This is a genomic window from Pseudarthrobacter sp. NPDC058329 (genome assembly GCF_042879835.1).
GTDB lineage: Bacteria > Actinomycetota > Actinomycetes > Actinomycetales > Micrococcaceae > Arthrobacter.
Genome location: NZ_JBHVZR010000018.1, coordinates 1 through 23,740 on the forward strand (window position 1 = coordinate 1; position 23,740 = coordinate 23,740).

The window sequence follows — 23,740 nt, forward strand, 5'->3', positions numbered from 1 at the left end:
TACTGCACCCGGGAGGGTGTGGGAGAGTAGGTCACCGCCGGACAACCATTAGGTCGAGGCCCCAACCACAACGGTTGGGGCCTCCCGCATTTAAACCCACCACCACCCCAGAGCCCCGAGAAAACCCGGGGACGCTCTCTCGGCTTGTATCTCTTAAGTACCCCCTGTTGAGGTTGGGTGGTCGTCGTTTACGGTGGCCTTGGGAGGGGCCGGGGTGGTTCCGGTTTTCGGCTGGGCGTCATGGCTCGTGAAAGAGATCGTCGCCCCCGGCCTGTCTTCCAAGCAGACCCGATTGAGGGAATTGGTGGCCGGAAGAGAACGGTGCGCAGCACCGGGTTTCGTCCGGGCGGGCACCGGATCACTTACAAGCGCGGGAGCTGTATCCGACGCTTCCTCAGCAGTTGCGGGCGTGTGCGGGAGGTCGCTGGCGGGGCGCTCAGATTAGCGCATGACGGTTCTCCCCAAGGATGGGCAAGCCCGGCCTGGTGACTCGGCTGGTGGACCGGCAACGACGGGTTGTCCCATCGCACGTATTTGATGCGAGGAGGAGAACCATCATGCAGAATCAGGATAAACCCGCGGGAGTCGTGCGGGCAGTGGCAGGTATCGATGCTGCCATCACGGCACGGCACCATATCGCGGTGCGGGAGTTTTTCGACGACGGAACAGAACATCTGAGCCGTTTCACGGTTGACCCGACACTGGCTGGGCTGGAGAGACTCTCACAGCGGCTGGCCGCAGTTCCGGCGCCCCTGACAGCGGTCGTGGAACCAACCTCGATGACCTGGCTGGCGCTGGCTCTCGCGGTTGAGCGGGCCGGCGGCCAGATGGAAATGATCGGGGCCCGCCACTCCTCACGGCTGCGCGGAGCCATCATGGGCAAGAACAAATCTGACGTCATCGATTCCGAAGTCCTCACGCATGCGGGGGAGATCTTCGATCCGCCGCCCTTGGTACTGGCGTGTCCGGGACAGCTGGCACTGCCACGGGCCGTGGTCCGCCGGGCCGGCGCCGTGGTTGACGGCAACCGGTACTGGCGGCGGCTGTTGTCGCTGGCACGGTGGGCCTTTCCCGATGTATGGACCGCGTTCGCCGGATCCGAATCAACAGCCCTCGCCGTGCTGGGCCGCTGGCCCCACCTCCGCTCCTTGGCGTCGGCACGCGCTGCGACCCTGACGGCCGTAGTCGCCCACCACACCCGCGATGTCGCCGACACACCCGCCCGTGCCGCGGCGATCAGGACCGCAGCCCGGGGATGGGCGGAGTTCTGGGACGGGCACCTGGACCTGGACGCGCTGGCCGTCGACGTCACCGAACACCTCACTGACCTGCAGGAATCCAGGGCAAGGGTGGATCGCTTCACTTCCCATGCGCGTCAGCGGTGGGAGCAGCTCTATGGCGATGACCCGTTGATCCTGTCCCTGCCCGGCGTAGGCCCGGCAACCGGTCCCTGCATCCGCGCCTACTTCGGCGACGGTTCAGGGTTCGACAGCGCCAAGAAAGCGGCGAACTACGTCGGCATCACGCCTTCGAATTGGTCCTCCGGGACGATGAACCAAACCCGCAGGGCCATCAGTAAGGAAGGACCGGCTCCCCTGCGCCTTGCTTTCTACCAGGCCGGCAGCGTCGCCCGGACCATGGACCCCCAGCTGGCCGCGTTCTATCACCGGCTCATGACTGAACACGGCCACTGCCACACCCAGGCCACCATCGCGGTCGCCAGGAAACTTGCTGAAAGGACCTGGAAAACCCTCACCACAGGGCAAATGTATGAGCTGCGCGACGTCGAAGGTCAGCCGGTCACCAAACGGGCAGCGAAAGAGCTCATCGCCTCCCGCTATACCGTCACCACCAAGCAGCGCAGCCAATCCCGGTCCCACACGGTTGAAGCGAAACGGGCCCGCCTGACACGATAGGCAACCCGCGATACCGTTCAGGCCGAGCCACAAGGCCCCCTCCACCAGCCCTGGGCCGACGCCCCGGCTTTTCCCCGGACGGACTAGCACCACCGCACCCGCAAAGCATCGGTGACGGTGCACTCAGCCTGCCTGCCGTCCAGAGCTAAAAAACGGTTGACAAGCGTTAGGGAATCTCTTCGCGGTTGATGGGGAATTGAGTTCGTGTCGTTGAAGACAAGGGGGCCCGCGGCCCTGCTGGGATGAGTGTGTCTAGCATTCAACCTGGAACAGGACCACGAGCCTTGAACGAGCCTACCGGGGTCGCAGTTGACGCTGCCACCATCCTCTTCAACCTGCCCGACTACCGTGTCATCTCCACCTCCCTCACCGCCGGGCGGCGGCAGGTCATCGTCGAAACCGATGAACTGCCTGGCTGCCCGAGCTGCGGTGTCATCGCTTCCCGGCGGAAGGAACGCCGCCTTCAACGGCTCCGCGATATTCCTGTCGCCGGGCCGGTAGAGGTCCTCTGGTCCAAGTACCGCTGGTACTGCGAGGAACCGGCGTGCGACCGGCTCTCCTTCTTCGAATCCACCCCGCAGGTTCCACGCCGTGCCCGCTCCACGAGCCGGCTCCGGGACCACCTCGTGGACGCGGTCGTCCGCTCCGGCAGGGCCGTCTCGGAGACCGCCCTCGGCTTCGCCGTGTCCTGGTGGATGGTCCGTGCCGCCGTCACCGAAGCCTGCCTGCTGAGGCTGCCCGACGTGGACAAACTTAGCCCGCGGATGCTTGGCATTGATGAGCACCGGTTCCGGTCCGTGCGCTACTTCCAGGACCCGGAAACGAAGGCCTGGACACGGTTCGAGCCGTGGATGACAACCATCGTTGATCTGGACACCGGGCAGGTCCTGGGCGTAGTCGATGGCCGTGACCATAAGGGCGTCGGGGACTGGTTGTTCGCCCGGCCCCTTGAGTGGCGGCTCGCGGTGCAGGTCGTCGCGATCGACCCCTCCGCCGCGTTCCGGAAGGCGCTGCGGATGTGGCTTCCCCGCACCGCTGTCGCTGTCGACCACTTCCACCTGATCTCGCTGGCCAACCAGGCCATGACCGAGACCCGACAGAACCTCTCCCAGCAGGTCAACGGCCGCCGCGGCAGGGCCATCGACAAGGCCTGGGCCCACCGCATGCTCCTGCTGCGCGGCGGCGACACGCTCAGCTGCAGGGCCGCTCTCCGGCTCGAGGAAGTCTTCAACGTCGATGATCCGACCGGCACCCTCCAAGCAGTCTGGAGGGTCAAAGAACAACTCCGGCACCTGCTGCGCACCGGCTCCCTGGATGACGCCGCGGCAGCGAAAACAAAACTCGAAGAGCTCGTGAAGGCAGCAGCCAGGCCGGAGACCAACAGGCTCTACCGCACGGTCTGCCGGTGGTGGAAAGAAATCGAGGTGCTCATCGTCACCGGTGCTACGACCGGCAAGGTCGAGGCCAACAACACCGCCATCAAGAACATCAAGCGAACCGCCCGCGGGTACCGCAATGCGGCCAACTACAAATCGGTTATTCTCTTGAGAAGTGCCGTCCGGACGGCGGCATGACGCTCATTCCAGGGATCCATTTCCCCACAAACCGTGACACTCCTATTGACTGATTTCAAGAGTTGATGTCTCGGTTGGCTCCTGCAGTGTTCGGACGATGAGGGGGTAGAGCTGGCGGACGAGGTAGCGTTTGAGGCAGCGAACGATTTCCATTTTCGTTTTGCCCTCGGCGGTCCTTCGAGCAGCATAGTCTCGGGTTGATTGGTCGTAGCGCAGCCGCACGATGACGATGTGATAGAGCGCCGAATTCGCTTGGCGGTCACCGGCTCGGTTTAGTCGGTGACGGTTCGTTTTACCCGATGACGCCGGGATCGGGCTCACGCCGGTCAGCGCAGCGAATGCAGCCTCGCAACGGAGCCTTTCGGGGTTGTCCCCGGCGGTGATCAGCAGTTGGGCGGTGGTGTCTGGTCCGCAACCGAACACGCCCATCAGGGCTGGTGCGTGGTCCTCGAGAAGCCGTTTCAGGTGCCGGGTCAGGTCCTGGATTTGCTGGCTTAGATCGAGCCAACGCCGCGCGAGAAGGCGCAGGCTGTAGGCCGTGGCCTCGGCCGCGGTGACGGGCGTTTTCGTTGGTCTCGACGTCGCCAATGCGGCGATCAGTTTGGTGTTTGGCAGGCCGCGGTATCGGGCCCGAAGTTGCTCAGGTGCTGCGATCAGCATGCCCTTGATCTGGTTGATCGTGGCGGTCCTGGCCGTCAATGCTGAGGACCTTGACGTGCGTAAAACCCGCAGAGACTCCACGAGGCCGTCACCACCTTTTGGTGCAGCCGTTGCGCGACCCGAAAGAACAGCTTCGGCGGCCGAGTAAGCATCGAAGACGTCAGTCTTGCCCCGGAGCCTACGATCGAATCGGTTGGGCCTGTTGACTTCGAACACCGCAATACCGGCTTCGCGGACGACACGGGTGACCGAGGCCCCGTAGGAGCCGGTGCACTCGATACCGACGCTCACCAAGGCCGGCCACGTTCTCAGGAACCGTAATGCCGCTTGGTAACCAGCAGCGGTAGTGGGCACCTCCACATCTGCCAGCCGTTGTCCTGCAGCGTCGATGATGGCGATGTGATGCGTGTCGGCATGCGTGTCGATTCCGCCGTAGACCTTGATTTGCTTCTCGTTCACCATGGAAACTGCGCCCTTCCTCGTTGTCGGGTGCGCAGCTCGGTGGGCGTCAGTCAGTTCACTATCGGGGACTCGCCAGACTCCTATCAGGACATGACGGCCTGCCGGGCTGCACTTCGAAAATGAGCCAGGTCGGCCGACAGGTCACGGGAAGGACAATCACCAGGGGTGATGTCAGAAGAGCCGAGAGTCAGACCCGCCCCACCAGACCATCCTGCATCCAGCAAGCCGAGGCCGCCACGTCCATCAAGGAGCCAGACCAACCGGTCCACAACTCCATAGTGAAGAGCCGCTCTCTCACCTCCTGCAGGAAACCCGGGGACGCTCTCTCACCTCCTGCAGGAAACCCACCGACGCTCTATCACCACCCGCGGCAGCACCGCCGGCGAGCACCCCTCCCATACTGATAGAGGACCCGCGCAAACGCGACAGGACCTGATCGAGCGTCGCCTGGAAACCCGCAGGAAGTGATAGAGCGTGTGAATATTGCCACGATGGGGTCGGCAGGCGATGGCTCTGTCCTGCCCGGCAAGGCAATTCCACTAGAATTGATGCAGATGTACGGACTTCGAAGCGCTTGATTTCGGGTTGCGTAGGAAAACGAAACACGGATACGAGCGGCTGCAGTTGCGCCAGTGGTCGGCTCACAACAGGAGGAATCCACATGGCTGAGCACAACGGCGGCAACCGCGGCGGAAATGACCGCGGCGGGTTCCGTGGCAACAACAATTCCGGTGGAGACCCCCGCGGTTTCCGTTCCCGGACCAACCGGGACAGCAGTGATTCCTCGGGCCGGCCGGCCGGTGGGGGAGAGCGTAAGCCGTTTGGTGACCGGGAAAAAAAACCTTTTGGTGACCGTCCGCGCCGTGACGGCGAGGGGGACCGCCGCAGCTTTGGTGGGGGAGAGCGTAAGCCGTTTGGTGACCGGGACAAAAAGCCTTTTGGTGACCGTCCGCGCCGCGATGGTGAGGGGGACCGCCGCAGCTTTGGTGGGGGAGAGCGTAAGCCGTTTGGTGACCGTGACCGCAAGCCGTACGGCGACAAGGAAAGGTCATTTGGCGATCGTCCGCGCCGCGACGGTGAAGGTGACCGTCCGCGCCGCGTTGGTGAGGGGGACCGCCGCAGCTTTGGTGGGGGAGAGCGCAAGCCGTTTGGTGACCGTGACCGCAAGCCGTACGGCGACCGCGAAAACCGGCCCTTCAGTGACCGTCCGCGGCGCGATGGCGAGGGTGATCGCCGGAGTTTCGGCGGCGGCGAGAATCGCAAGCCCTTCGGCGACCGGAGCGACCGAAGCGACCGCCCCAACCGCGGTGACCGCCAGGACCGCGCGCCCCGCAGTTTCGACCGTGGTTCCGACCGAGGCTCCGACCGCGACGCCGGTCCCCGTACGTTTGGGCGGGACCGGCAGGAAGAGCGTCCGGCACGTGTTCCCAATATGCGTGACCTCCGCAGCGCCAACCGCCCGGACCGCGAACGGTCTCCTCAGATCGATGAGGATGTCACCGGCAAGGAGCTGGACCGGGCAACACAGCACCAGATCAAAACGCTTGAGGCGGCCAATGCCGAGTGGGTTGCCCGCCACCTGGTGATGGCTGGCCGCCTGATTGACGACGAGCCCGAACTGGCCTTCCAGCACGCCCTTGCCGCCAGCCGCCGTGGCGGCAGGTTGGCTGCTGTCCGCGAAGCCGTCGGCCTGACGGCCTACGCTGCCGGCCACTACGGCGAAGCGCTTCGGGAATTCCGCACCTACCGCCGGATCAGCGGCTCCAATGTGCACCTGCCGGTGATGGCTGACTGCGAACGCGGCCTCGGCCGTCCGGACCGCGCCCTCGACGTGGTCCGCTCCGAGGAAGCCCAGGACCTGGACGCTCCCGGCAAGGCGGAACTCGCCATTGTGGCTGCCGGCGCACGTACCGACCTCGGCCAGCTTGACGCCGCCGTGGCTGAACTGGAGATCCCGCAGCTGGACATCAACCGTGCGTTCTCCTACAGCCCCCGCCTCTTCCGCGCTTACGCGGACGCACTCGCCGCCGTCGGCCGTACCGCTGAGGCTGAGAAATGGCAGAAGCAGGCAGTGGTGGCGGAGAACGCCCTTGGCCTGGGCGTTGACGAGGAACCCGACATCATCGACCTGGGCTGGGACGAGCAGGAGGAAGCCCGCGAGGAAGCAGAACGCCGCCGCCTGCTGGATCGCGCGTCTGCCGCCCCCGGTTCGGCTGCTGCTGCGGCACCCGCAACAGCCGCGGCAGCCGGCACGTCTTCCACCGCCGAAGAGGGCCCCGGCCCCGAAGCAGCTGGCGCCGGCAACGCCGTGGACGCCAGCATCGATGACCAGGAACCGGACTACTTCGTTTCCGATGACGCTGAGTCCGATGAGGATTCGGTAGAAACCGACGAACTGGACCACGACGAAGCGGAACTGCCCGATGGCAACGCTCCGGAGGACAACCAGGATCGCCGGGAAGACTAAAGCGGATGACTGAAGCGACCCTGATTTCCCGGTTCGATGCTCTGCTCGCCGATTTGGACGGCGTGGTCTATGCAGGCGCGCACGCCATCCCGCATGCGGTGGACGCACTCCAGCAGCTGGCCGGCCTGGGCATTGGCCTCGGTTATGTGACAAACAATGCGTCGCGCAGTCCCGCCGACGTCGCGGCCCACCTCCGGGAGCTCGGCGCACCCGCCGATGACAACCAGGTGGTCAGCTCCTCGCAGGCCGCAGCAGAGCTGCTTGCCTCTGAACTGCCGCCGGGCTCCAAAGTCCTTATTACCGGAAGCCCGGCGCTGGCCCGGGAAATCGAACTGGTGGGCCTGGTACCGGTGTACGGCCAGGACGAGGACCCCGTGGCAGTGGTCCAGGGCTTCAACCCGGCCATCGGCTGGAAGGAACTTGCCGAGGCAGCCTATGTGGTCTCGGCCGGAGCCCGGTGGGTGGCTACCAACACTGACATGTCCATCCCGCAGGCCCGCGGCATCGCGCCCGGCAACGGCACCCTCGTGGCCGCCGTCACCGCAGCCACCGGCCAAACGCCCCGCGTCGCCGGAAAACCGGAAGCGCCCCTCTTCCACCCCGCCGCCAAGCGGCTGGCAGCGGAGCGGCCCCTGGTGGTGGGGGACCGGCTGGACACGGACATCCTGGGCGGCAACAACGCGGGCTTCGCTACGGTGGCGGTACTGACCGGCGTCGACACCCGGGAAACCATCCTGGCTGCCCGCGCCGCCGAGCGCCCGGACTACATCATCGGTTCCCTGGCCGACCTGCACCGCCCCTACCCGGCTGTCACGCAGGACGACGACGGCACCTACACGTGCGGCAAGGCAACGGCACGAGTGGCCAACGGCGCCGTGGGCATCATTGGCAGCCCGGACAACCTCGATTCCTGGCGTGCGGCGTGCGCCGCGTGGTGGGCAGCCACCCCGGACGCGTCCTCACCACAGGCGCCGCGGCTTGTCTGGATGGATCACTAGGCTGGTTGAATGACTGAGCTGAGCCATCCTGACGAGTCCGCAGAAGCCCAGCCCTCCCCGGACTGGCCGGACATAAGCCGCACCGAGGTGACGGACCACCTGGTAAAACAGTCCCTGACACGCCTGGACGCTTTGCCCCGGACTCCGGTGACAGGGCACGAAGCGGCCTACAGCGAACTCCACGACGAACTGCGGGCAGCCCTGGACGCAGATCCGGCGGAGCATCACCGCGCCCTTATCCAGAACCCGGCCGGCATCAAAAACCCGGACGGCGGCGCCTGATGGCCGTCCGCCTTGACCAGGCATTGGTGGCCCGGGGCCTTGCCCGGTCCCGCACACACGCCGCCACGCTAATAGCCGAAGGAAGGGTGAGTTCGGCCGGCCAAGTGCTCAGCAAGGCCTCCGTTCAGGTCGCGGAGGACAGGGACCTCGTGGTCGAGCACAACGAACAGGACACCTATGTCAGCCGGGCGGGGCACAAGCTGGCCGGCGCCCTGGATGCCTTTCCCGAAGTCTCGGCGGCCGGAAAAAGGTGCCTCGACGCCGGCGCCTCCACCGGCGGCTTTACTGATGTCCTGCTCCGACGGGCCGCCGCGCACGTGGTGGCGGTCGACGTCGGGCACGGCCAGCTGGTGCCCCGGCTGCGGGAAGATCCGCGCGTGGAAGTCCACGAGGGACTGAACGTCCGGTACATGAAGCCTGAAGACATCGGCGGCCCGGCGGAGCTCACCGTAGCGGACCTGTCCTTCATTTCGCTGACCCTGGTGGTCCACCCGCTGGCGGAGTGCACCGAACCGGGCCGTGACCTGGTGTTGATGGTGAAGCCGCAATTCGAAATCGGCAAGGACCGGCTGGGACGCACGGGCGTGGTGACTTCCGAGCGGGAACGCCGGATGGCGGTGGAAAAGGTGGCCCGGGCAGCCCAGGACGCCGGCCTGGAACTCCGCGGCCTCGCGCAGAGCCCGCTTCCGGGCCAGGACGGAAACGTCGAATACTTCCTGTGGATAAAGCGCAGGATCAGTCAAGAGTTGCCTAAGATCGAAGAGCGAGACGCAGCCACCGCTGCCTTGCTCGGACGTATCTGGCACAACCACTAGAAAGCGGAACCTGATGAGCAGGCGTGTACTGGTCCTTGCCCACACCGGCCGTGAGGAATCCTTGAAGGCCGCATGGGAAGCCTGCGGCCAGCTGCACGCTTCCGGCATTGTCCCGGTGATGCAGGAATCCGAGCTGGATGACATGGAACGGTTTTTTGGTCATCTCGCCCAGCCTGTCGAGGTGCTCCATGACCACGTCCAGCTCCCTGACGTTGAACTGGTGATGGTCCTCGGCGGCGACGGCACCATCCTGCGCGCAGCCGAGCTGGTCCGGGAAGTGGACGTGCCGCTGCTGGGAGTGAACCTGGGCCACGTGGGCTTCCTCGCCGAGAGTGAACGGGCCGACCTCGCCCAGACCGTCGAGTGGATCGCCAGCCGCGAATACACGGTGGAAGAGCGTATGACCATCGACGTCCAGGTGTGGGTCCGGGGCCAAAAAATCTGGCACACCTGGGCGCTCAACGAGGCCGCCATCGAGAAGGCCAACCGGGAACGCATGCTGGAGGTGGTCACCGAGGTGGACGAGCGTCCGCTGACGTCCTTCGGCTGCGACGGCATCGTGCTGGCCACCCCTACTGGTTCCACGGCCTACGCGTTCTCCGCGGGCGGTCCTGTGGTATGGCCGGAGGTGGAGGCCCTGGTCATCGTTCCCATCAGTGCGCATGCGCTCTTCGCCAAACCGTTGGTGGTGTCGCCCCGCTCACGGCTCGCCGTCGAAGTCCTGGGACGCACGGATGCACAGGGCGTCCTCTGGTGTGATGGCCGGCGCTCCGTGGACCTGCCACCGGGTGCCAGGGTGGAAGTGACAAAGTCGGCCACTCCCGTGCGGCTCGCGCGGACCCATCAGACTCCGTTCTCGGCCCGGTTGGTGCGGAAGTTCGAACTGCCCATCCACGGCTGGCGCGGGCCGGTCCCCAAGTCCGAAGCCATTCACACAGGCCCCATCCCCATCGTCCGGACGCCGCGGCCCATGCCGCCGCTGCAGCTGCCGCACAGCGGGCAGCAGGACGTGGACACCGATCCCTCAACCGCAAAGTGACCCATGCTTGAAGAACTGAGAATCCGCAATCTGGGCGTCATCACCGACGCAACACTGCCGCTTGGCCCCGGGCTGAGCGTGGTGACCGGCGAGACCGGTGCCGGCAAGACCATGGTGGTCACCGCCGTCGGCCTCCTGCTGGGAGCCCGGTCGGATGCCGGTGCCGTCCGCAGCGGTGCCAAGAGCGCAACGGCCGAGGCAGTGCTCAAGCTCGACGCCGGACACTCCGCCATCGCCCGGGCCCTCGAGGCCGGTGCGGAGGCGGAAGAGTTCGACGGCGGCGCTGAGCTTATCCTCGCCCGCCGGCTCGGTTCGGACGGGCGCAGCCGTGCCTTCCTGGGCGGAAGGGCTGCCCCTGTGGGCGTGCTCGCCGAGATCGGCGAAACCCTTGTGGTGGTCCATGGCCAGTCGGACCAGATCCGGCTCAAGGGAGCTGCGGCGCAGCGCGGAGCGCTGGACAAGTTTGCCGGCGAGGCGCTGGCTGGCCCGCTGGGCGCCTACCAGGAGCTTTACAGCCACTGGAAATCCATCCAAGCCGAGCTGGACACGCTCCGCAGTGCCGCCCGGGACAGGCTCCGTGAAGCAGAATCCCTGGAAGCGGCGCTGGCGGAGATCGACGAAGTGGATCCGCAGCCGGGAGAGGACGAACTCCTCAAGGCAGAGGCAGTGAAGCTGGCCAATGTCGAGGAACTGCGGATCGCGGCGAGCACCGCGCACCAGGCCCTGATCGCCGAGGATTTTGGTGACGCAGGGGATGCCACCACACTGGTTGACGCCGCAAAGCGGACCCTTGAGCATGTTGCTGAGCACGATGCGGATCTCGGTTCCGCTGCGGCACGGCTGGCCGAGGTGGGCTTCCTGCTGAACGATATCGCCACCGAACTCGCCAGCTACCAGGCAGGGCTGGACACCGAAGGACCGGAACGGCTCGCCGAGATCGAGGACCGGCGCGCTGTCCTGGCGAAGCTGATCCGCAAGTACGCCCCCTCCATCGACGAAGTCCTCCAGTGGGCCGAAACTGCCCGGGTGCGGTTTGACGAGCTGCAGGACGATTCAACCCGCATCGAAACCCTGGACGCGGAGGTGGTCCGCGCCGGGGCTGACCTGCAGAAGCAGGCGGCGGCCATCACTAAAATCAGGACCAAAGCCGCCAAAGAGCTCTCCGCACGCGTCAGCGCGGAGCTGAAGGCCCTTGCCATGGCCGACGCCACCCTGGTGATCAACCTCGAGGGCACAGGCCAGCTGGGACCGCACGGCGCGGACGAAATCAGCTTCCTTCTCCAGCCGCACTCAGGAGCTCCCGCCCGGCCGCTGGGCAAGGGGGCGTCCGGCGGCGAACTGTCCCGGGTGATGCTCGCCATCGAAGTGGTGCTCGCCGCCGTGGACCCGGTCCCCACGTTCGTCTTTGACGAGGTGGACGCCGGTGTGGGCGGACGCGCCGCCGTCGAGATCGGCCGCCGCCTGGCCATGCTGGCACGCCATGTGCAGGTGCTGGTGGTCACGCACCTGCCGCAGGTGGCCGCCTTCGCGGACCAGCACATCACCGTCACCAAAACTTCCGTCAGGGGGGCCGACGGCAAAACAGCCACCGGATTCACCTCCAGTGATGTCCGCCTCCTCGACGGCCCGGAACGGGTACGCGAACTGGCCCGGATGCTGGCAGGCCAGGAGGACTCGGAGTCGGCGCAGGCCCATGCGCAGGAGCTGCTGGATGACGCCAAACTGCTGCCGGAACGGGCCTGACCCGGCCCAGGCGCGCATGGGAGCGCCCGGCCAACCCTTGCTTACCGGGCGCCCGGACCGGCAGACTGGATCATTTGGGGAAACAGTTCCCGGACCCGTGGAAGGCTCATTTGATGATAGGCTCGAATTCCGTGGTGCAGCGATCAAATTCCCGTGTAAATTCCCGGTTCCCGGGCTCGTCCAAGACGACCAAACACATCTTCGTAACCGGTGGTGTGGCGTCCTCGCTCGGTAAGGGACTGACGGCATCAAGCCTCGGTCATTTGCTGCGGGCACGCGGCCTGTCTGTAACTATGCAGAAGCTCGATCCCTACCTGAACGTGGATCCGGGCACGATGAACCCCTTCCAGCACGGCGAAGTCTTTGTCACCGACGACGGCGCCGAGACGGACCTGGACATCGGACACTACGAGCGCTTCCTCGACGAAAACCTCGAGGGCTCGGCCAACGTGACCACCGGCCAGGTGTATTCCACCGTCATTGCCAAGGAGCGCCGCGGCGAATACCTGGGTGACACCGTGCAGGTCATCCCGCACATCACCGATGAGATCAAGCGCCGCATGCGACTGCCCGCCGAGGGCAAAAACGCCCCGGACGTCATCATCACCGAAATCGGCGGCACGGTTGGCGACATCGAATCCCAGCCGTTCCTCGAATCGGCCCGCCAGGTCCGCCAGGACATCGGCCGCACCAACGTCTTCTTCCTGCACGTCTCCTTGGTGCCGTACATCGGGCCGTCCCAGGAATTGAAGACCAAGCCCACCCAGCATTCCGTCGCAGCGCTGCGCTCCATCGGCATCCAGCCCGAAGCGATCGTCATCCGCTCGGACCGCGAAGTGCCGGACGCCATGCGCGAAAAGATCGGCCGGATGTGCGACGTCGACATCGACGCCGTGGTCAACGCGGCCGATGCGCCCAGCATCTACGACATCCCCAAGACCCTGCACACCCAGGGCCTGGACTCCTACATCGTGCGCGCCCTGGACCTTCCCTTCAAGGACGTGGACTGGACCAGCTGGGACAAGCTGCTTGAAGCCGTCCACAACCCCAAGCACCACGTGGAAATCGCCCTGGTGGGCAAATACATCGACCTGCCGGACGCCTACCTGTCCGTCACCGAGGCCCTGCGCGCCGGCGGCTTCGCCAACGATGCCAAGGTCAAGATCCGCTGGGTCCCCTCGGACGAGTGCGAAACCCGTGAAGGCGCCATCCAGGCCCTCGACGGCGTCAACGCCATCTGCGTCCCGGGCGGCTTTGGCATCCGCGGCCTCGAGGGCAAGCTCGGGGCCCTGAAGTTCGCCCGCGAAACCAAGCTGCCGGTCCTGGGACTGTGCCTGGGCCTGCAGTGCATGGTCATCGAATACGCCCGCAACGTTGTGGGGCTGGAAGGTGCGTCCTCCAGCGAGTTCGAGCCGGATTCCAAGTACCCCGTCATCGCCACGATGGAAGAGCAGCTGGAGTTCGTAGAGGGCCGCGGCGACCTGGGCGGCACCATGCGCCTGGGCCTGTACGAAGCCAAGCTCGACGCCGGCTCGGTCATCGCCGGGACGTACGGCAAGACCACCGTCAGCGAACGCCACCGCCACCGCTACGAGGTGAACAACAAGTACCGCGACCAGATCGCAGCCCAGGGGCTGGTGTTTTCCGGCACGTCCCCGGACGGCAAGCTCGTGGAGTTCGTCGAGCTTCCCGCCGACGTCCACCCCTACTACGTGGCAACCCAGGCACACCCTGAGCTGAGCTCGCGCCCCACCCGGCCGCACCCGCTCTTCGCCGGGCTCGTCAAGGCAGCCCTGGACCACCAGGTGGGTGCCGACACGGCCGCCGGCCTGGGAGTTGTTGCCCCCGAGGCCGAGCAGTCCGGTACGGTAGCCGCTAAGTAGTTCCGCACGACAAAAGGACGGCGCGATGCCCGGTACACACGAAGCCACCCATGTAGTAAAGGTTTCGGATGCACCGAGCCCGCGCCGTCTTTTGTCTACGGAGAAGGTCTACGAAGGCCGGATCTGGGATGTGGTCAGCGATACGTTCCAGCTGCAGGACACGGGTGAGGCCCTCACCCGGGACTACATCGAACACCCCGGTGCCGTTGCCGTCCTGCCGATGAACAACGACGGCGAGATCCTCCTCCTGAAGCAGTACCGGCACCCCGTGGGCATGGACCTTTGGGAGATTCCGGCCGGACTGCTTGATGTCGAAGGCGAGGACTTCGTAGTGGGTGCTGCCCGCGAACTCGCCGAAGAGGCAGACCTCGCCGCCGGCACCTGGAACGTCCTGGCCGACGTCTTCAACTCACCCGGTTCCTCCAGCGAGGCCATTCGAATCTACCTGGCCCGGGACCTCACCGAAGTCCCGCACCACGAGCGCCACGAGCGGACGGACGAGGAAGCAGAGATCGAGTTCCACTGGATCAGCCTGGACGACGCCGTGGAGTCCGTGCTGGCCGGCAGGCTGCACAACCCGTCCGCCGTCGTCGGCATCCTTGCCGCCGCAGCCGCCCGCGCCGGGGAATATGCCAATCTCCGGCCCGCCGAGGCGCCGTGGCCGGCACACCCCAGCCAGCGCTGATGGTCCCTGGTCCTTCTGCGGAACTGGCTCCTGCCGGACTGGTTCGCGATGCGCCCGGACTGGTTGAGGAGGCGCCCGGACAGGCCAGTGACACGCCGCCACCGGTGTCCCCGCCCACTGCCATCGACCGCGGCATCACGGACTATCTTCAGCACATGGGCGTGGAACGGGGCGTCGCCGCCAACACGCTGGCGGCCTACCGCAGGGACCTGGCCCGCTACTCCCGTTACCTGGCTGCCGCCGGCTGCAGCCGCCCCGAAGATATCACCCGCCTCCATGTGACGGGATACGTCCGGGCGCTGACGGAAGGGTCCGACGGCGGCTCCGCCCTTGGTGTGCGGTCCGCAGCCAGGACTGTGGTGGCCGTGCGCGGACTGCACAAGTTTTGGGCCCTGGAGGGGTTCACCCCCACAGATCCCGCCCGCGACGTACACCCGCCCATGCCCGGGAAGCGGCTGCCGAAGGCCATCAGCGTGGACGAAGTGACCAGGATCCTGGAAGCGGCCGGGACCGACACCGCCACCGGACTGCGCGACCGGGCGCTCCTGGAATTCCTTTACTCCACCGGCGCGCGCATCAGTGAGGCCGTGGGCCTGGACGTGGACGACATCTCCCTTCAGGAACCGGAAACCGGGCCGGCCATCGTGCGGCTCTTCGGCAAAGGCTCCAAGGAACGGCTGGTGCCACTGGGGTCCTACGGCGCCCGCGCCCTGGACGCCTACCTGGTCCGCGGCCGCCCCCTCCTTGCTGCCAAGGGCAAAGGGACACCGGCGTTGTTCCTGAATGCCCGCGGCGGGCGGATTAGCCGCCAGAGTGCCTGGACCATCCTGAAGGCCGCCGCCGGGAAAGCGAACATCACCAAGGACGTGTCCCCGCACACCCTCCGGCACTCCTTCGCCACCCACCTGCTCGAGGGCGGCGCAGACGTCCGCGTGGTCCAGGAGCTGTTGGGCCACGCCTCGGTCACCACCACCCAGGTTTACACTCTGGTCACGGCTGACACCCTGCGTGAAATCTACGCCGCAGCCCACCCGCGGGCCCTGGGCTAAGGCCAAGCCGGCCCGGAACCGTCCGGGCGTCAGTTCATCACGTTGAGCGTGAGCTCCACGGCTCCGAGGAACAGGGCGAGAATGGATGTGCCGAGCCCGGCCACCAGGAGCAGGCCCGGGTGGGCGAGACCCACCACAACGCGCCGCAGTTGAGGCGAGTGCCGCAGGAATTTCTTGGGCAGCCTCGAATCCTCCGGCGCCTGGCGCCAGCCGCGGAGGCGGCGCAGGAACCAGGCGCAGCGCACAATGAGGGCCATCCACAGCACCGAGACAACCAGCGGGACGGCGGCCAGGAGGAGATTGAACCCCAGCGACGTCACAGCACGCTCGGAGTCCCCGGCCAGCGCCTGGACGGTGGTGGAAATCGAGGCACTGGCCACCACGGAGACGCCCCACACCAGGAATGCGGCCGTCAGTGCAAGGAACCGGACAAAAAAGTGCGCGAGCACTGATTCTTTCTGTGGCCGAAGGTAGCGGCGCGGGGTTGCCTGCAGCACCGCGACGGTGCACGCCAGCGTGGGCAGGGCGGCCATGCCCACAAACACGTACCAGGCCCAGCCGGCCACGTCCACATACTCGTCGGCGATGATCAGCAATGCCCACGAGCCGGTCCACGCCCAGCCGGCATGCAGCGGGTTCCTGACCAGCCACTCAGGCAGCCGGACCGTGCGGCGCGGCAAGGCCTTGGCCTTGGGGGCGGGCGTGGTGTGCTCCTCTCCAGCCATGCTCATGGGGCTCACTGTAGCAATGCGGCCGCAAGGGGCAGCGGCATCATCTTTCCATGCGTTGGCCGAACTAGGCTTGGTGGATGACTGCAGCCAAGGTGACCCTCTGCTTCCTGCTCCGTGACAGGCCGGACGGCACCGAGGTGCTGCTCGGGATGAAGCGCACCGGCTTCGGCAAGGGGAAGATCGTCGGTATCGGCGGCCACGTGGAGCCGGGGGAGAGCGACCGCGAAGCGGTCATCAGGGAAGTCTTCGAGGAAACCGGCGTCTCCATGCGCCTGGAGGACCTAGCAGACGCGGGCGCCGTGCACTTCGTGTTCCCGGCGCGGCCTGAGTGGGACATGGAAACCACGCTTTTCACCGCCCGCACCTGGGAGGGCGAGCCGGCCCCCAGCGACGAAATCCTGCCCGAGTGGTTCCGGGTTGACACCCTCCCGGCAGACCGGATGTGGCAGGACGCCGACCACTGGCTGCCGGTGGTCCTGGAGGGCGGCAAGGTCAACATCGTAGTCACCATGGACAACGACAACGAAGCGGTCGCCTCCTCGGTAAGCCTCCTGCCCTGAGCCGTTAACTGCCGACGGCGGCCCGGGCACCGAGTGCCGCGCGCCGCCGTCGTGCCTTCAGCAAAAGCCTGCCCTACGGCACGTGCCGCTCCTCCGGACCGACGTATTCGCTCAGCGGCCGGATCAGCGAGTTGGCGTCCAGCTGCTCCATGATGTGCGCCGTCCACCCCGTGATGCGGCTGGCTACAAACAGGGGCGTGAACGTGTGGGTGTCGAATCCCATCAGGTGGTAGGTGGGGCCGGCCGGATAATCAAGGTTGGGCTTGATGCCCTTGGCCTCGTCCATCGCCGTCTCCAGGCCGCTGTACAACCCCAGCACCTCGGGCCGGCCATAGTGGGCCACCATCTTGTCCAGGGCAGCCTTCATGGTGGGCACCCGCGAATCCCCGTGTTTGTACACCCGGTGCCCGAACCCCATGACCTTCTTCTTCCCGGCCAGCGCGTCCTCCATCCACGCCTTTGCCCGGGCCGCCGCTTCCTCCAGCGATTCCTGCGGCCGGATCCCGATCTCGTCAAACGTGTGCATCACTGCCTCGTTGGCGCCGCCGTGCAGCGCTCCCTTCAACGCGCCGATGGCCCCGGTGACGGCAGAGTGCAGGTCCGCGAGTGTGGACGTGATCACCCTGGCGGTGAAGGTGGACGCGTTGAAAGAGTGCTCGGCGTAAAGGATCATCGAGACGTTGAAGGCCTCCACCACCTCCGGGACCTGTTCCTCGCCGAAGGTCATCCAGAGGAAGTTCGCGGAGTAGCCCAGGTCATCCCGCGGCTCAATGACACCCTGTCCGTGGCGGCGGCGCTGGTCGTAGGCCACCACCGCCGGCATGGCCGAGAACAGGTCGATGGCTTTGGCCATGTTCGCGTCCCGGGAGGAGTCCTCGGCCAGCGGGTGCCGGGCGCCCAGCACGGAGGCCGCGGTCCGGCAGACATCCATCGGATGGGAGCCCTCCGGCAACGCATCGATCACTTGCTTGACCACCGGGTCCAGGGGGCGGCCCGCCCGCTCCCGCGCGGTGAACTCCGCAAGCTGCTCCTTCGTGGGCAGCTCGCCGTTCCAGAGCAGGTAGGCCACTTCCTCGAAGCTGCACCTGGCGGCGAGCTCCTGGACGGGATAGCCCCTGTAGAGCAGGGAATTGGTGTCCGGATTGACCTTCGAGACGGACGTGTAATCCACCACGACGCCGGCGAGACCCTTTTTGATGTCCTCTTCAGCCATGCTGAAACTCCTTCGTTCCTGTCGCCTGTGCCGGCCGGAGCCGGCGCGGTTTCCCTATTCCCCGGGGATCCGGAAATTGAACACTCCGCTGTCGAAGCGGTTGTAGCCTTCATAGTCAACAAGATCGTATAGCCGTGCGCGGGTCAGCATGTTGCCCACCTGCGCCTGCTGCGTGCCCTCAGCCCTGATCGATTCCAGCGTACGCTCGGCGGCACCCATGGCACTACGGAGAAGCGTGACAGGATAAATCACCATGTTCACGCCGACGCCCTGGAGCTGGTCCACGGTGAACAGGTCGCTCTTACCAAACTCCGTCATGTTGGCCAGGATGGGAACGTCCACGGCTTCGCGGATGGCCTGGAACTCGCCAAGGTCCTTCATGGCCTCCGGGAAGATAGCGTCCGCTCCTGCCTCCACCAGCGCCCGGGCACGGTCCTGCGCGGCCTCCAGCCCGTCCACCGCACGGATGTCAGTACGGGCCATGATCAGGAAGTTGGAGTCGCGGCGTGCGTCGGCGGCGGCACGGATCCGCTTGGTAGCCGTCTCCAGGTCCACCACGTTTTTACCGTCGAGGTGGCCGCAGCGCTTGGGGTTGAACTGGTCCTCGATGTGCAGGCCGGCGAGGCCCGCATTTTCGAGTTCCTGGACCGTGCGGGCCACGTTCATCGGTTCACCGAAGCCGGTATCGGCGTCCACGATGGCGGGCAGGTCGGTCATCCGGGCGATCTGCCCGGCCCGGGTGGCTACCTCGGTGAGGGTGGTCAAGCCAATGTCCGGCAGGCCAAGGTCGTTGGCGAGGACCGCGCCGGAGATGTAGACCCCGGCGAAGCCCTTCTCCTCGATCAGCCGGGCCGAGAGCGGATTGAAGGCGCCGGGGAACTGGGCGATGGTGCCGGAGGCCAGGAGTTCCCGGAAGCGGAGGCGCTTCTGCTCGGGCGTGACTTTCGAATACAGCATCAGAAAAGTCCCTTAGGTGCGGCCCCGAGGTCGATCACGCCGGGGGCGGCGCTGATGTTCAGCTGGTCCAGCTCGCCGGCGGCGAGTTCGGGGAGGCGTTCGACGGCGGCAAGGAACCTCTCGATCTCGGCCTCCTCCACGAGGCCGGCGGCGAGCGTGCGGAACTTATTGATGTACTGCCCGCGGCCGAAGGGGCGGGCACCCAGCGGGTGGGCGTCAGCGACGGCGATTTCATCGGCGATGACGGTTCCGTCGGTGAGGGTGATCTCCACCGAACCTCCGAAGGCCTTCTCGGCGATGTCCAGCGAGTGGTAGCGGCGGGTCCATTCCGGATCTTCCTCGGTGCTGACCTTCTGCCACAGCTCCACAGTGTCCGGCCTTGCCGCGCGGGCGGGGGAGTAGGACTCCACATGGTGCCAGGCCCCGTCCTGCAGCGCGACAGTGAAGATGTAGGGGATGGAATGGTCAAGGGTTTCCCGGGAAGCGCTGGGGCTGTACTTCTGGGGATCGTTGGCCCCGGACCCGATGACGTTGTGCGTGTGGTGGCTTGTCCTGATCAGGACGGACAACACGTTGGCCGGGTCCGTCGCTTCGGGGTGTTCGCGGTGGAGCTTGCGGGCCAAATCGATCCAGGCCTGCGCCTGGTACTCGGCGGAATGCTCCTTGGTGTAGGTGTCCAGGATGGCGCGCTTGGCTTCGCCGGCTTCGGGCAGCGGCACCAGGTAGGAGGCGTCGGGGCCGTCCAGCATCCAGGCGATCACCCCGTCCTCGCCTTCGTAGATCGGCACGGGCGAGGTCTGGCCGCGCATGGCACGGTCAGCCGCTTCCACGGCCATCTTTCCCGCGAAGGCCGGGGCGTGCGCCTTCCAGGTGGAGATCTCGCCCTTGCGCGACTGCCGCGTGGCGGTGGTGGTGTGCAGTGCCTGCCCCACGGACTGGAAGATGGTTTCGACGTCGAGCCCCAGGAGCGTGCCGATCCCCGCCGCGGCGGCAGGGCCCAGGTGCGCCACGTGGTCGATCTTGTGCTTGTGCAGGCAGATGGCCTTGACCAGGTTCACCTGGATCTCATAACCGGTGGCGATGGCCCTGACCAGGTCCGCCCCGCTGGAGCCCACGTGCTGGCCCACAGCAAGGATCGGCGGAATGTTGTCCCCCGGGTGGGAGTAGTCCGCAGCCAGGAACGTGTCGTGGTAGTCCAGCTCACGCACCGCCACGCCATTGGCCCACGCTGCCCATTCGGGAGAGACGCGCTCGCCGATCCCAAAGACTTTTGCGCCCTTTCCACCGGAGCTGGGGCCATGGGTCAGTGCCTGCGCCCTGGCTGCCACGATCGGCGCCCGGTTCAGCGAGGCAATGGCCACCGAAGCGTTGTCGATCACCCGGTTGATCACCATGTCCGTGACCTCGGCGGGTACCTCCACGGGGTCTGCGGCAACGCGGGCGATTTTGTGGGCCAGTTGGTCCTCGCGGGGCAGGTTTTCTTCGCTTTTGTAGACGCGGACGTGGTGTTCCTTGACCATGGTGCTCCTTAGCGGGATGGATGGGTTGCTTTGATGTGGGACAGGCTGCGGTGCAGGTGGACGGTGGTGGCGGCCTGCGCCAGGCGGGCGTTGCCGATGGCGATGGCTTCCGCGATGGCGGCATGTTCGGCCGCCGCCGCCGTGAGCCGGGCAGCGTCGTCGGCTGCAAGGCGGCGGATGCGGACCAGGTGCACCCGGAGGCCGCGCATGGCCTGGGCAAGGTAGGAATTGGAGATGGCGGCGTCAACGGCGGTGTCCAGCCGGTCCACCAGCAGGTAATAGTCCTGAAGGTCTGCAGCGGTTCCGGCGATGAGCGAGGGCGCTGCCCGGAACTCGGCCTCGAGCTTGCGGAACGTTTCCCGGTCACCCCGTTCTGCAGCCAGGGCGGCAGCCTTGCCTTCCAGCGTTTCCCGGAGTTCGAACAGCTCGTCGATGTCCTCCAGCGAGATACCGGTGACGACGACGCCGCGGCCGCCTGCCGCCGTCGTCAATCCTTCTGCAGTGAGGCGCCCCAGCGCCTCCCGGAGCGGCGTGCGCGAGACGCCCAGGCGTTCGGCCTGTTCCACTTCGGCAAGCAGGGCGCCCGGCTGCAGCCGCCACTGCACGATGTCATCGCGGAGCGCGGCGTAGGCACGGTCGCTGGCTCGCACTGGCTGTCCCTTCAACGGCATTGCCTCAGTGTATACAGGGAAGCGCCTAAATGGGACTTTGTTCGCAAAATACGGCTTCAGACGGTGGCCTATGTATACAAAGGTTGGTTTCCCGGCCCGGTGGTTGAGCCCGATAAAGCCTGCGGAAAGCCTCAGCGGCCGTTCCACCGGTATTCGTTCTCCGGCCGGCCGGGCGTGCCGTAACGCGCCGTCCTGGACACCGTTCCCGCATCCGCCAGGTACTCCAGGTAGCGGCGCGCGGTGACGCGGGACATGCCCAGGGCATCCATAACCTCAGTGGCGGAGACGGCGCCCTGCTGCAGCTTCATGTACTCCTGGACGGACGCCAGGGTGGATACCGAGAGGCCCTTGGGCAGTGGCAGCTCGGACGGCGCCCGCAGGCTGGCGAACGCCTGGTCAACGTCGGTCTGGGATGCTCCCGCTTTCCCTGAGCCCCCTGGCGGGCCGGCCAGCTGCTGCCGGAACTGCTGGTAGCTGGCCAGCTTGTCCGCGAACGTGGCGTAGGTGAACGGCTTGATCAGGTACTGCACCACGCCAATGGCAACCGCGCTGCGGACGATGGCCAGCTCGCGGACGGCCGTGATGGCGATGATGTCCGCCAGTATTCCTGCCGACCTCATCCGGCGCGCGATGTCCAGGCCGTGGAGGTCGGGCAGGTTCATGTCCAGCAGGACGAGCTCCACCGGGTTGCCCGCGGCAGTGAACTCGCTGAGCAGGCGCAAGGCGGACTGGCCGTCCGGTGCGGTGCCGGCGAGCTCGAAGCCCGGCAGCCGCCCCACGTATGCTGCGTGCGCGGCGGCTGCGATGGCCTCGTCCTCAACGACGAGGACCCGGATGTTGCTCACTGATTGTGCTCCTTCTGTGCTGGCACCGCTGCCGGGAGGAACACTTCGAACTTGGCGCCGCGCCGACCGTTGATTGTCAGGCTGCCGCCCAGGCGCTGGACAGCTTGCCGCACCAGCGCGAGCCCGATGCCCCGGCCGCCCGGGCCGGCCGGCTTGGTGCTGAACCCGTGCCGGAGAATGTTCTCTGCGGTGGCCTGGTCAATACCCGGGCCGGAATCGTGCACGGTGATATCCAGTCCTTCCTCATCGGACTCCACCGTGAGTTCCACCCGCCGCGGCGGCGGGCCGTCCGCAGCAGCATCCATGGCGTTGTCCAGCAGGTTACCAAGGATGGTCACCAGGTCCTGGACGGCAATCCCGGCCACACTTGCTGAGCCGAATGCAGCCACCTCCAAATGCACGCCGCGTTCGTGGGCTTCCGCCACCTTGCCCATCACCAGGGCTCCAAGAACCGGTTCGTCCACGGAACTGAGCATGTCATCCGTCAGCTGCTGGCTGAGCTCCAGATCCTTCGTTGCGAAGGACAGGGCTTCCTGGGTGCGGCCCAGTTCCAGCAGGGAAACCAGGGTGTGCAGCCGGTTGGCGTGCTCGTGCGTTTGGGCACGGAGGGCATCAGAGAGGGTACGCATGGTCTCCAGCTCGCTGCCGAGTGCTTCGATTTCAGTGCGGTCCCGCAGGGTGGCCACAGTACCGTACACGGGGGTTTTGCCGCGGTTGCCCGGAGACTCGGGCCCCTTGGCGGGTCCCTGATTGACCACCAGGATGCGGGAACCGGTGAGGATGATCTCGTCCTTGGCGCTCCGCCCCGACTCGAACAGGGTCCGCAGCCCTTCCTCAAGCGGCAGGTCGGCCAGCGACGGCGGCCGGGTGGGGTCTTTGCTGCCGGGCCCGTCCAGGCCCAGCAGCTCGGCCGCCTGGTCGTTGTACATCACCACTCGGCCTTTTGTATCGATGAGGATCAGCCCCTCGCGTACGGAATGCAGCACCGACTCGTAGTATGCAAACAGTTGCGCCAGCTGCTCCGGCCCCCAACCGCGCGTGACGCCGCGGAGGTACCGGCCAAGCAGCCAGGACGCCAGCGATCCTCCCACCAGCAGGGCAAGGCCAATGGCCAGGAGTGCGGGCAGGCGCCCGGCGAAGGCAACATCAACCGTCCGCACCGTGACGCCAACGGCAACCATCGCCTTTACTGCTCCCGCGCTGTCCTTGACCGGAACGATGGTCCGCACCGACGGCCCGAGGGTTCCTGCCACCACCTCGGTAATTTCCTCACCCCGGAGCGCGGCGTCAATGGACCCGATGTAGGGCCGCCCGAGTTCCTCGTCCCGGGGATGCGTCCACCGCGTCCGGTCCGGGGCCATGATGGTGATGAAGTCGACGTCGGTCCCGGCCATGACTTCCTTGGCATAGGGCTGAAGGGCGGGGGAGGGGTCCCGGGAAGCGGCGGCTTCCAGCACCAACGGGCTGGCGGCGATGGAAGCCGCGATTCCCGCCATCCGCTGCCCGGCTTCGTCGTAGGTGCGGTCCCGGGCGTCCACGTAAGTGGCCGATCCAACTATGGCGATAAACGTCACCACGATCAGCAGGTTTGCCACGAAGAGCCGTCGGGCGATACTCCAGCGGTGGATCATCTGTACCTCCCACGACCAATATGAACGCAACGGTGAGCT

General features: G+C 66.2%; 20 protein-coding genes. 12 read left to right on the forward strand and 8 right to left on the reverse strand.

The features are described from left to right. Positions 1-557 precede the first annotated feature (557 nt). On the forward strand, positions 558-1,916 hold the full coding sequence (locus ACFVYC_RS18650) for a transposase (RefSeq protein WP_387553045.1): 1,359 nt from the start codon (positions 558-560) through the stop codon (positions 1,914-1,916). Between the two features lie 284 nt (positions 1,917-2,200). Then, complete coding sequence (locus ACFVYC_RS18655; RefSeq protein ID WP_387553047.1) at positions 2,201-3,490, forward strand: ISL3 family transposase; 1,290 nt, start codon at positions 2,201-2,203, stop codon at positions 3,488-3,490. A 42-nt stretch (positions 3,491-3,532) separates the two neighbouring features. On the opposite strand, the gene ACFVYC_RS18660 is transcribed toward ACFVYC_RS18655, so the two are convergent. Beyond that, positions 3,533-4,612: an IS110 family transposase gene (locus ACFVYC_RS18660; RefSeq protein WP_387553049.1), complete on the reverse strand. Its 1,080-nt coding sequence runs from the start codon at positions 4,610-4,612 to the stop codon at positions 3,533-3,535. Between the two features lie 661 nt (positions 4,613-5,273). On the opposite strand from ACFVYC_RS18660, the gene ACFVYC_RS18665 reads away from it, so the two are divergent. The 9 genes from ACFVYC_RS18665 (at position 5,274) to xerD (ending at position 15,573) form a co-directional block, all read left to right on the forward strand. Next, entirely contained in the window at positions 5,274-7,079 is a 1,806-nt protein-coding gene (locus tag ACFVYC_RS18665) for a hypothetical protein (protein ID WP_387553051.1), read from the forward strand. Positions 7,080-7,084: 5 nt separating this feature from the next. Beyond that, positions 7,085-8,077: an HAD-IIA family hydrolase gene (locus ACFVYC_RS18670; protein WP_387553053.1), complete on the forward strand. Its 993-nt coding sequence runs from the start codon at positions 7,085-7,087 to the stop codon at positions 8,075-8,077. Between the two features lie 9 nt (positions 8,078-8,086). After that, entirely contained in the window at positions 8,087-8,359 is a 273-nt protein-coding gene (locus ACFVYC_RS18675; protein ID WP_387553055.1) for a hypothetical protein, read from the forward strand. Next, positions 8,359-9,174: a TlyA family RNA methyltransferase gene (locus ACFVYC_RS18680; protein ID WP_387553057.1), complete on the forward strand. Its 816-nt coding sequence runs from the start codon at positions 8,359-8,361 to the stop codon at positions 9,172-9,174. Before ACFVYC_RS18675 ends, ACFVYC_RS18680 begins: the two co-directional genes overlap by 1 nt. A 13-nt stretch (positions 9,175-9,187) precedes the next feature. Continuing rightward, the gene (locus ACFVYC_RS18685; protein WP_387553059.1) at positions 9,188-10,213 is read left to right on the forward strand and encodes an NAD kinase; all 1,026 of its coding nucleotides are present in this window, start codon (positions 9,188-9,190) and stop codon (positions 10,211-10,213) included. Between the two features lie 3 nt (positions 10,214-10,216). After that, positions 10,217-11,956 carry a DNA repair protein RecN gene (gene recN / locus ACFVYC_RS18690; RefSeq protein WP_387553061.1) on the forward strand — a complete coding sequence of 580 codons (1,740 nt, stop codon included), beginning with the start codon at positions 10,217-10,219 and terminating at the stop codon, positions 11,954-11,956. A 113-nt stretch (positions 11,957-12,069) separates the two neighbouring features. Next, positions 12,070-13,839, forward strand: a complete 1,770-nt coding sequence (locus tag ACFVYC_RS18695; RefSeq protein ID WP_387553063.1) for a CTP synthase — start codon at positions 12,070-12,072, stop codon at positions 13,837-13,839. 25 nt (positions 13,840-13,864) lie between these two features. After that, entirely contained in the window at positions 13,865-14,524 is a 660-nt protein-coding gene (locus ACFVYC_RS18700; RefSeq protein ID WP_387553065.1) for an NUDIX domain-containing protein, read from the forward strand. Continuing rightward, positions 14,524-15,573 carry a site-specific tyrosine recombinase XerD gene (gene xerD / locus ACFVYC_RS18705; RefSeq protein WP_387553067.1) on the forward strand — a complete coding sequence of 350 codons (1,050 nt, stop codon included), beginning with the start codon at positions 14,524-14,526 and terminating at the stop codon, positions 15,571-15,573. Before ACFVYC_RS18700 ends, xerD begins: the two co-directional genes overlap by 1 nt. Positions 15,574-15,602: 29 nt before the next feature. Here xerD and ACFVYC_RS18710 read toward each other — a convergent pair whose 3' ends face one another. Beyond that, positions 15,603-16,304: a hypothetical protein gene (locus ACFVYC_RS18710; RefSeq protein ID WP_387553069.1), complete on the reverse strand. Its 702-nt coding sequence runs from the start codon at positions 16,302-16,304 to the stop codon at positions 15,603-15,605. 77 nt (positions 16,305-16,381) lie between these two features. Here ACFVYC_RS18710 and ACFVYC_RS18715 point away from each other — a divergent pair, with 77 nt between their 5' ends. Then, on the forward strand, positions 16,382-16,864 hold the full coding sequence (locus ACFVYC_RS18715) for an 8-oxo-dGTP diphosphatase (protein ID WP_387553071.1): 483 nt from the start codon (positions 16,382-16,384) through the stop codon (positions 16,862-16,864). Positions 16,865-16,937: 73 nt separating this feature from the next. Here the strand turns inward: ACFVYC_RS18715 and ACFVYC_RS18720 are convergent, their stop codons facing one another. The 6 genes from ACFVYC_RS18720 to ACFVYC_RS18745 all read right to left on the reverse strand — a co-directional run bounded on the left by ACFVYC_RS18720 (position 16,938) and on the right by ACFVYC_RS18745 (position 23,701). Continuing rightward, the gene (locus ACFVYC_RS18720) at positions 16,938-18,077 is read right to left on the reverse strand and encodes a bifunctional 2-methylcitrate synthase/citrate synthase (protein WP_387553073.1); all 1,140 of its coding nucleotides are present in this window, start codon (positions 18,075-18,077) and stop codon (positions 16,938-16,940) included. Between the two features lie 54 nt (positions 18,078-18,131). Next, positions 18,132-19,034, reverse strand: a complete 903-nt coding sequence (gene prpB / locus ACFVYC_RS18725) for a methylisocitrate lyase (RefSeq protein ID WP_387553075.1) — start codon at positions 19,032-19,034, stop codon at positions 18,132-18,134. Then, positions 19,034-20,554 (reverse strand): MmgE/PrpD family protein, encoded by a 1,521-nt coding sequence (locus ACFVYC_RS18730; RefSeq protein WP_387553077.1) that lies wholly within the window; start codon positions 20,552-20,554, stop codon positions 19,034-19,036. The genes prpB and ACFVYC_RS18730 overlap by 1 nt, the downstream gene beginning before the upstream one ends. 8 nt (positions 20,555-20,562) lie before the next feature. After that, complete coding sequence (locus ACFVYC_RS18735; RefSeq protein WP_387553079.1) at positions 20,563-21,204, reverse strand: GntR family transcriptional regulator; 642 nt, start codon at positions 21,202-21,204, stop codon at positions 20,563-20,565. Between the two features lie 152 nt (positions 21,205-21,356). Beyond that, on the reverse strand, positions 21,357-22,070 hold the full coding sequence (locus ACFVYC_RS18740; protein ID WP_387553081.1) for a response regulator: 714 nt from the start codon (positions 22,068-22,070) through the stop codon (positions 21,357-21,359). Further along, positions 22,067-23,701 carry an ATP-binding protein gene (locus ACFVYC_RS18745; protein ID WP_387553083.1) on the reverse strand — a complete coding sequence of 545 codons (1,635 nt, stop codon included), beginning with the start codon at positions 23,699-23,701 and terminating at the stop codon, positions 22,067-22,069. The genes ACFVYC_RS18740 and ACFVYC_RS18745 overlap by 4 nt, the downstream gene beginning before the upstream one ends. Positions 23,702-23,740: the final 39 nt, after the last annotated feature.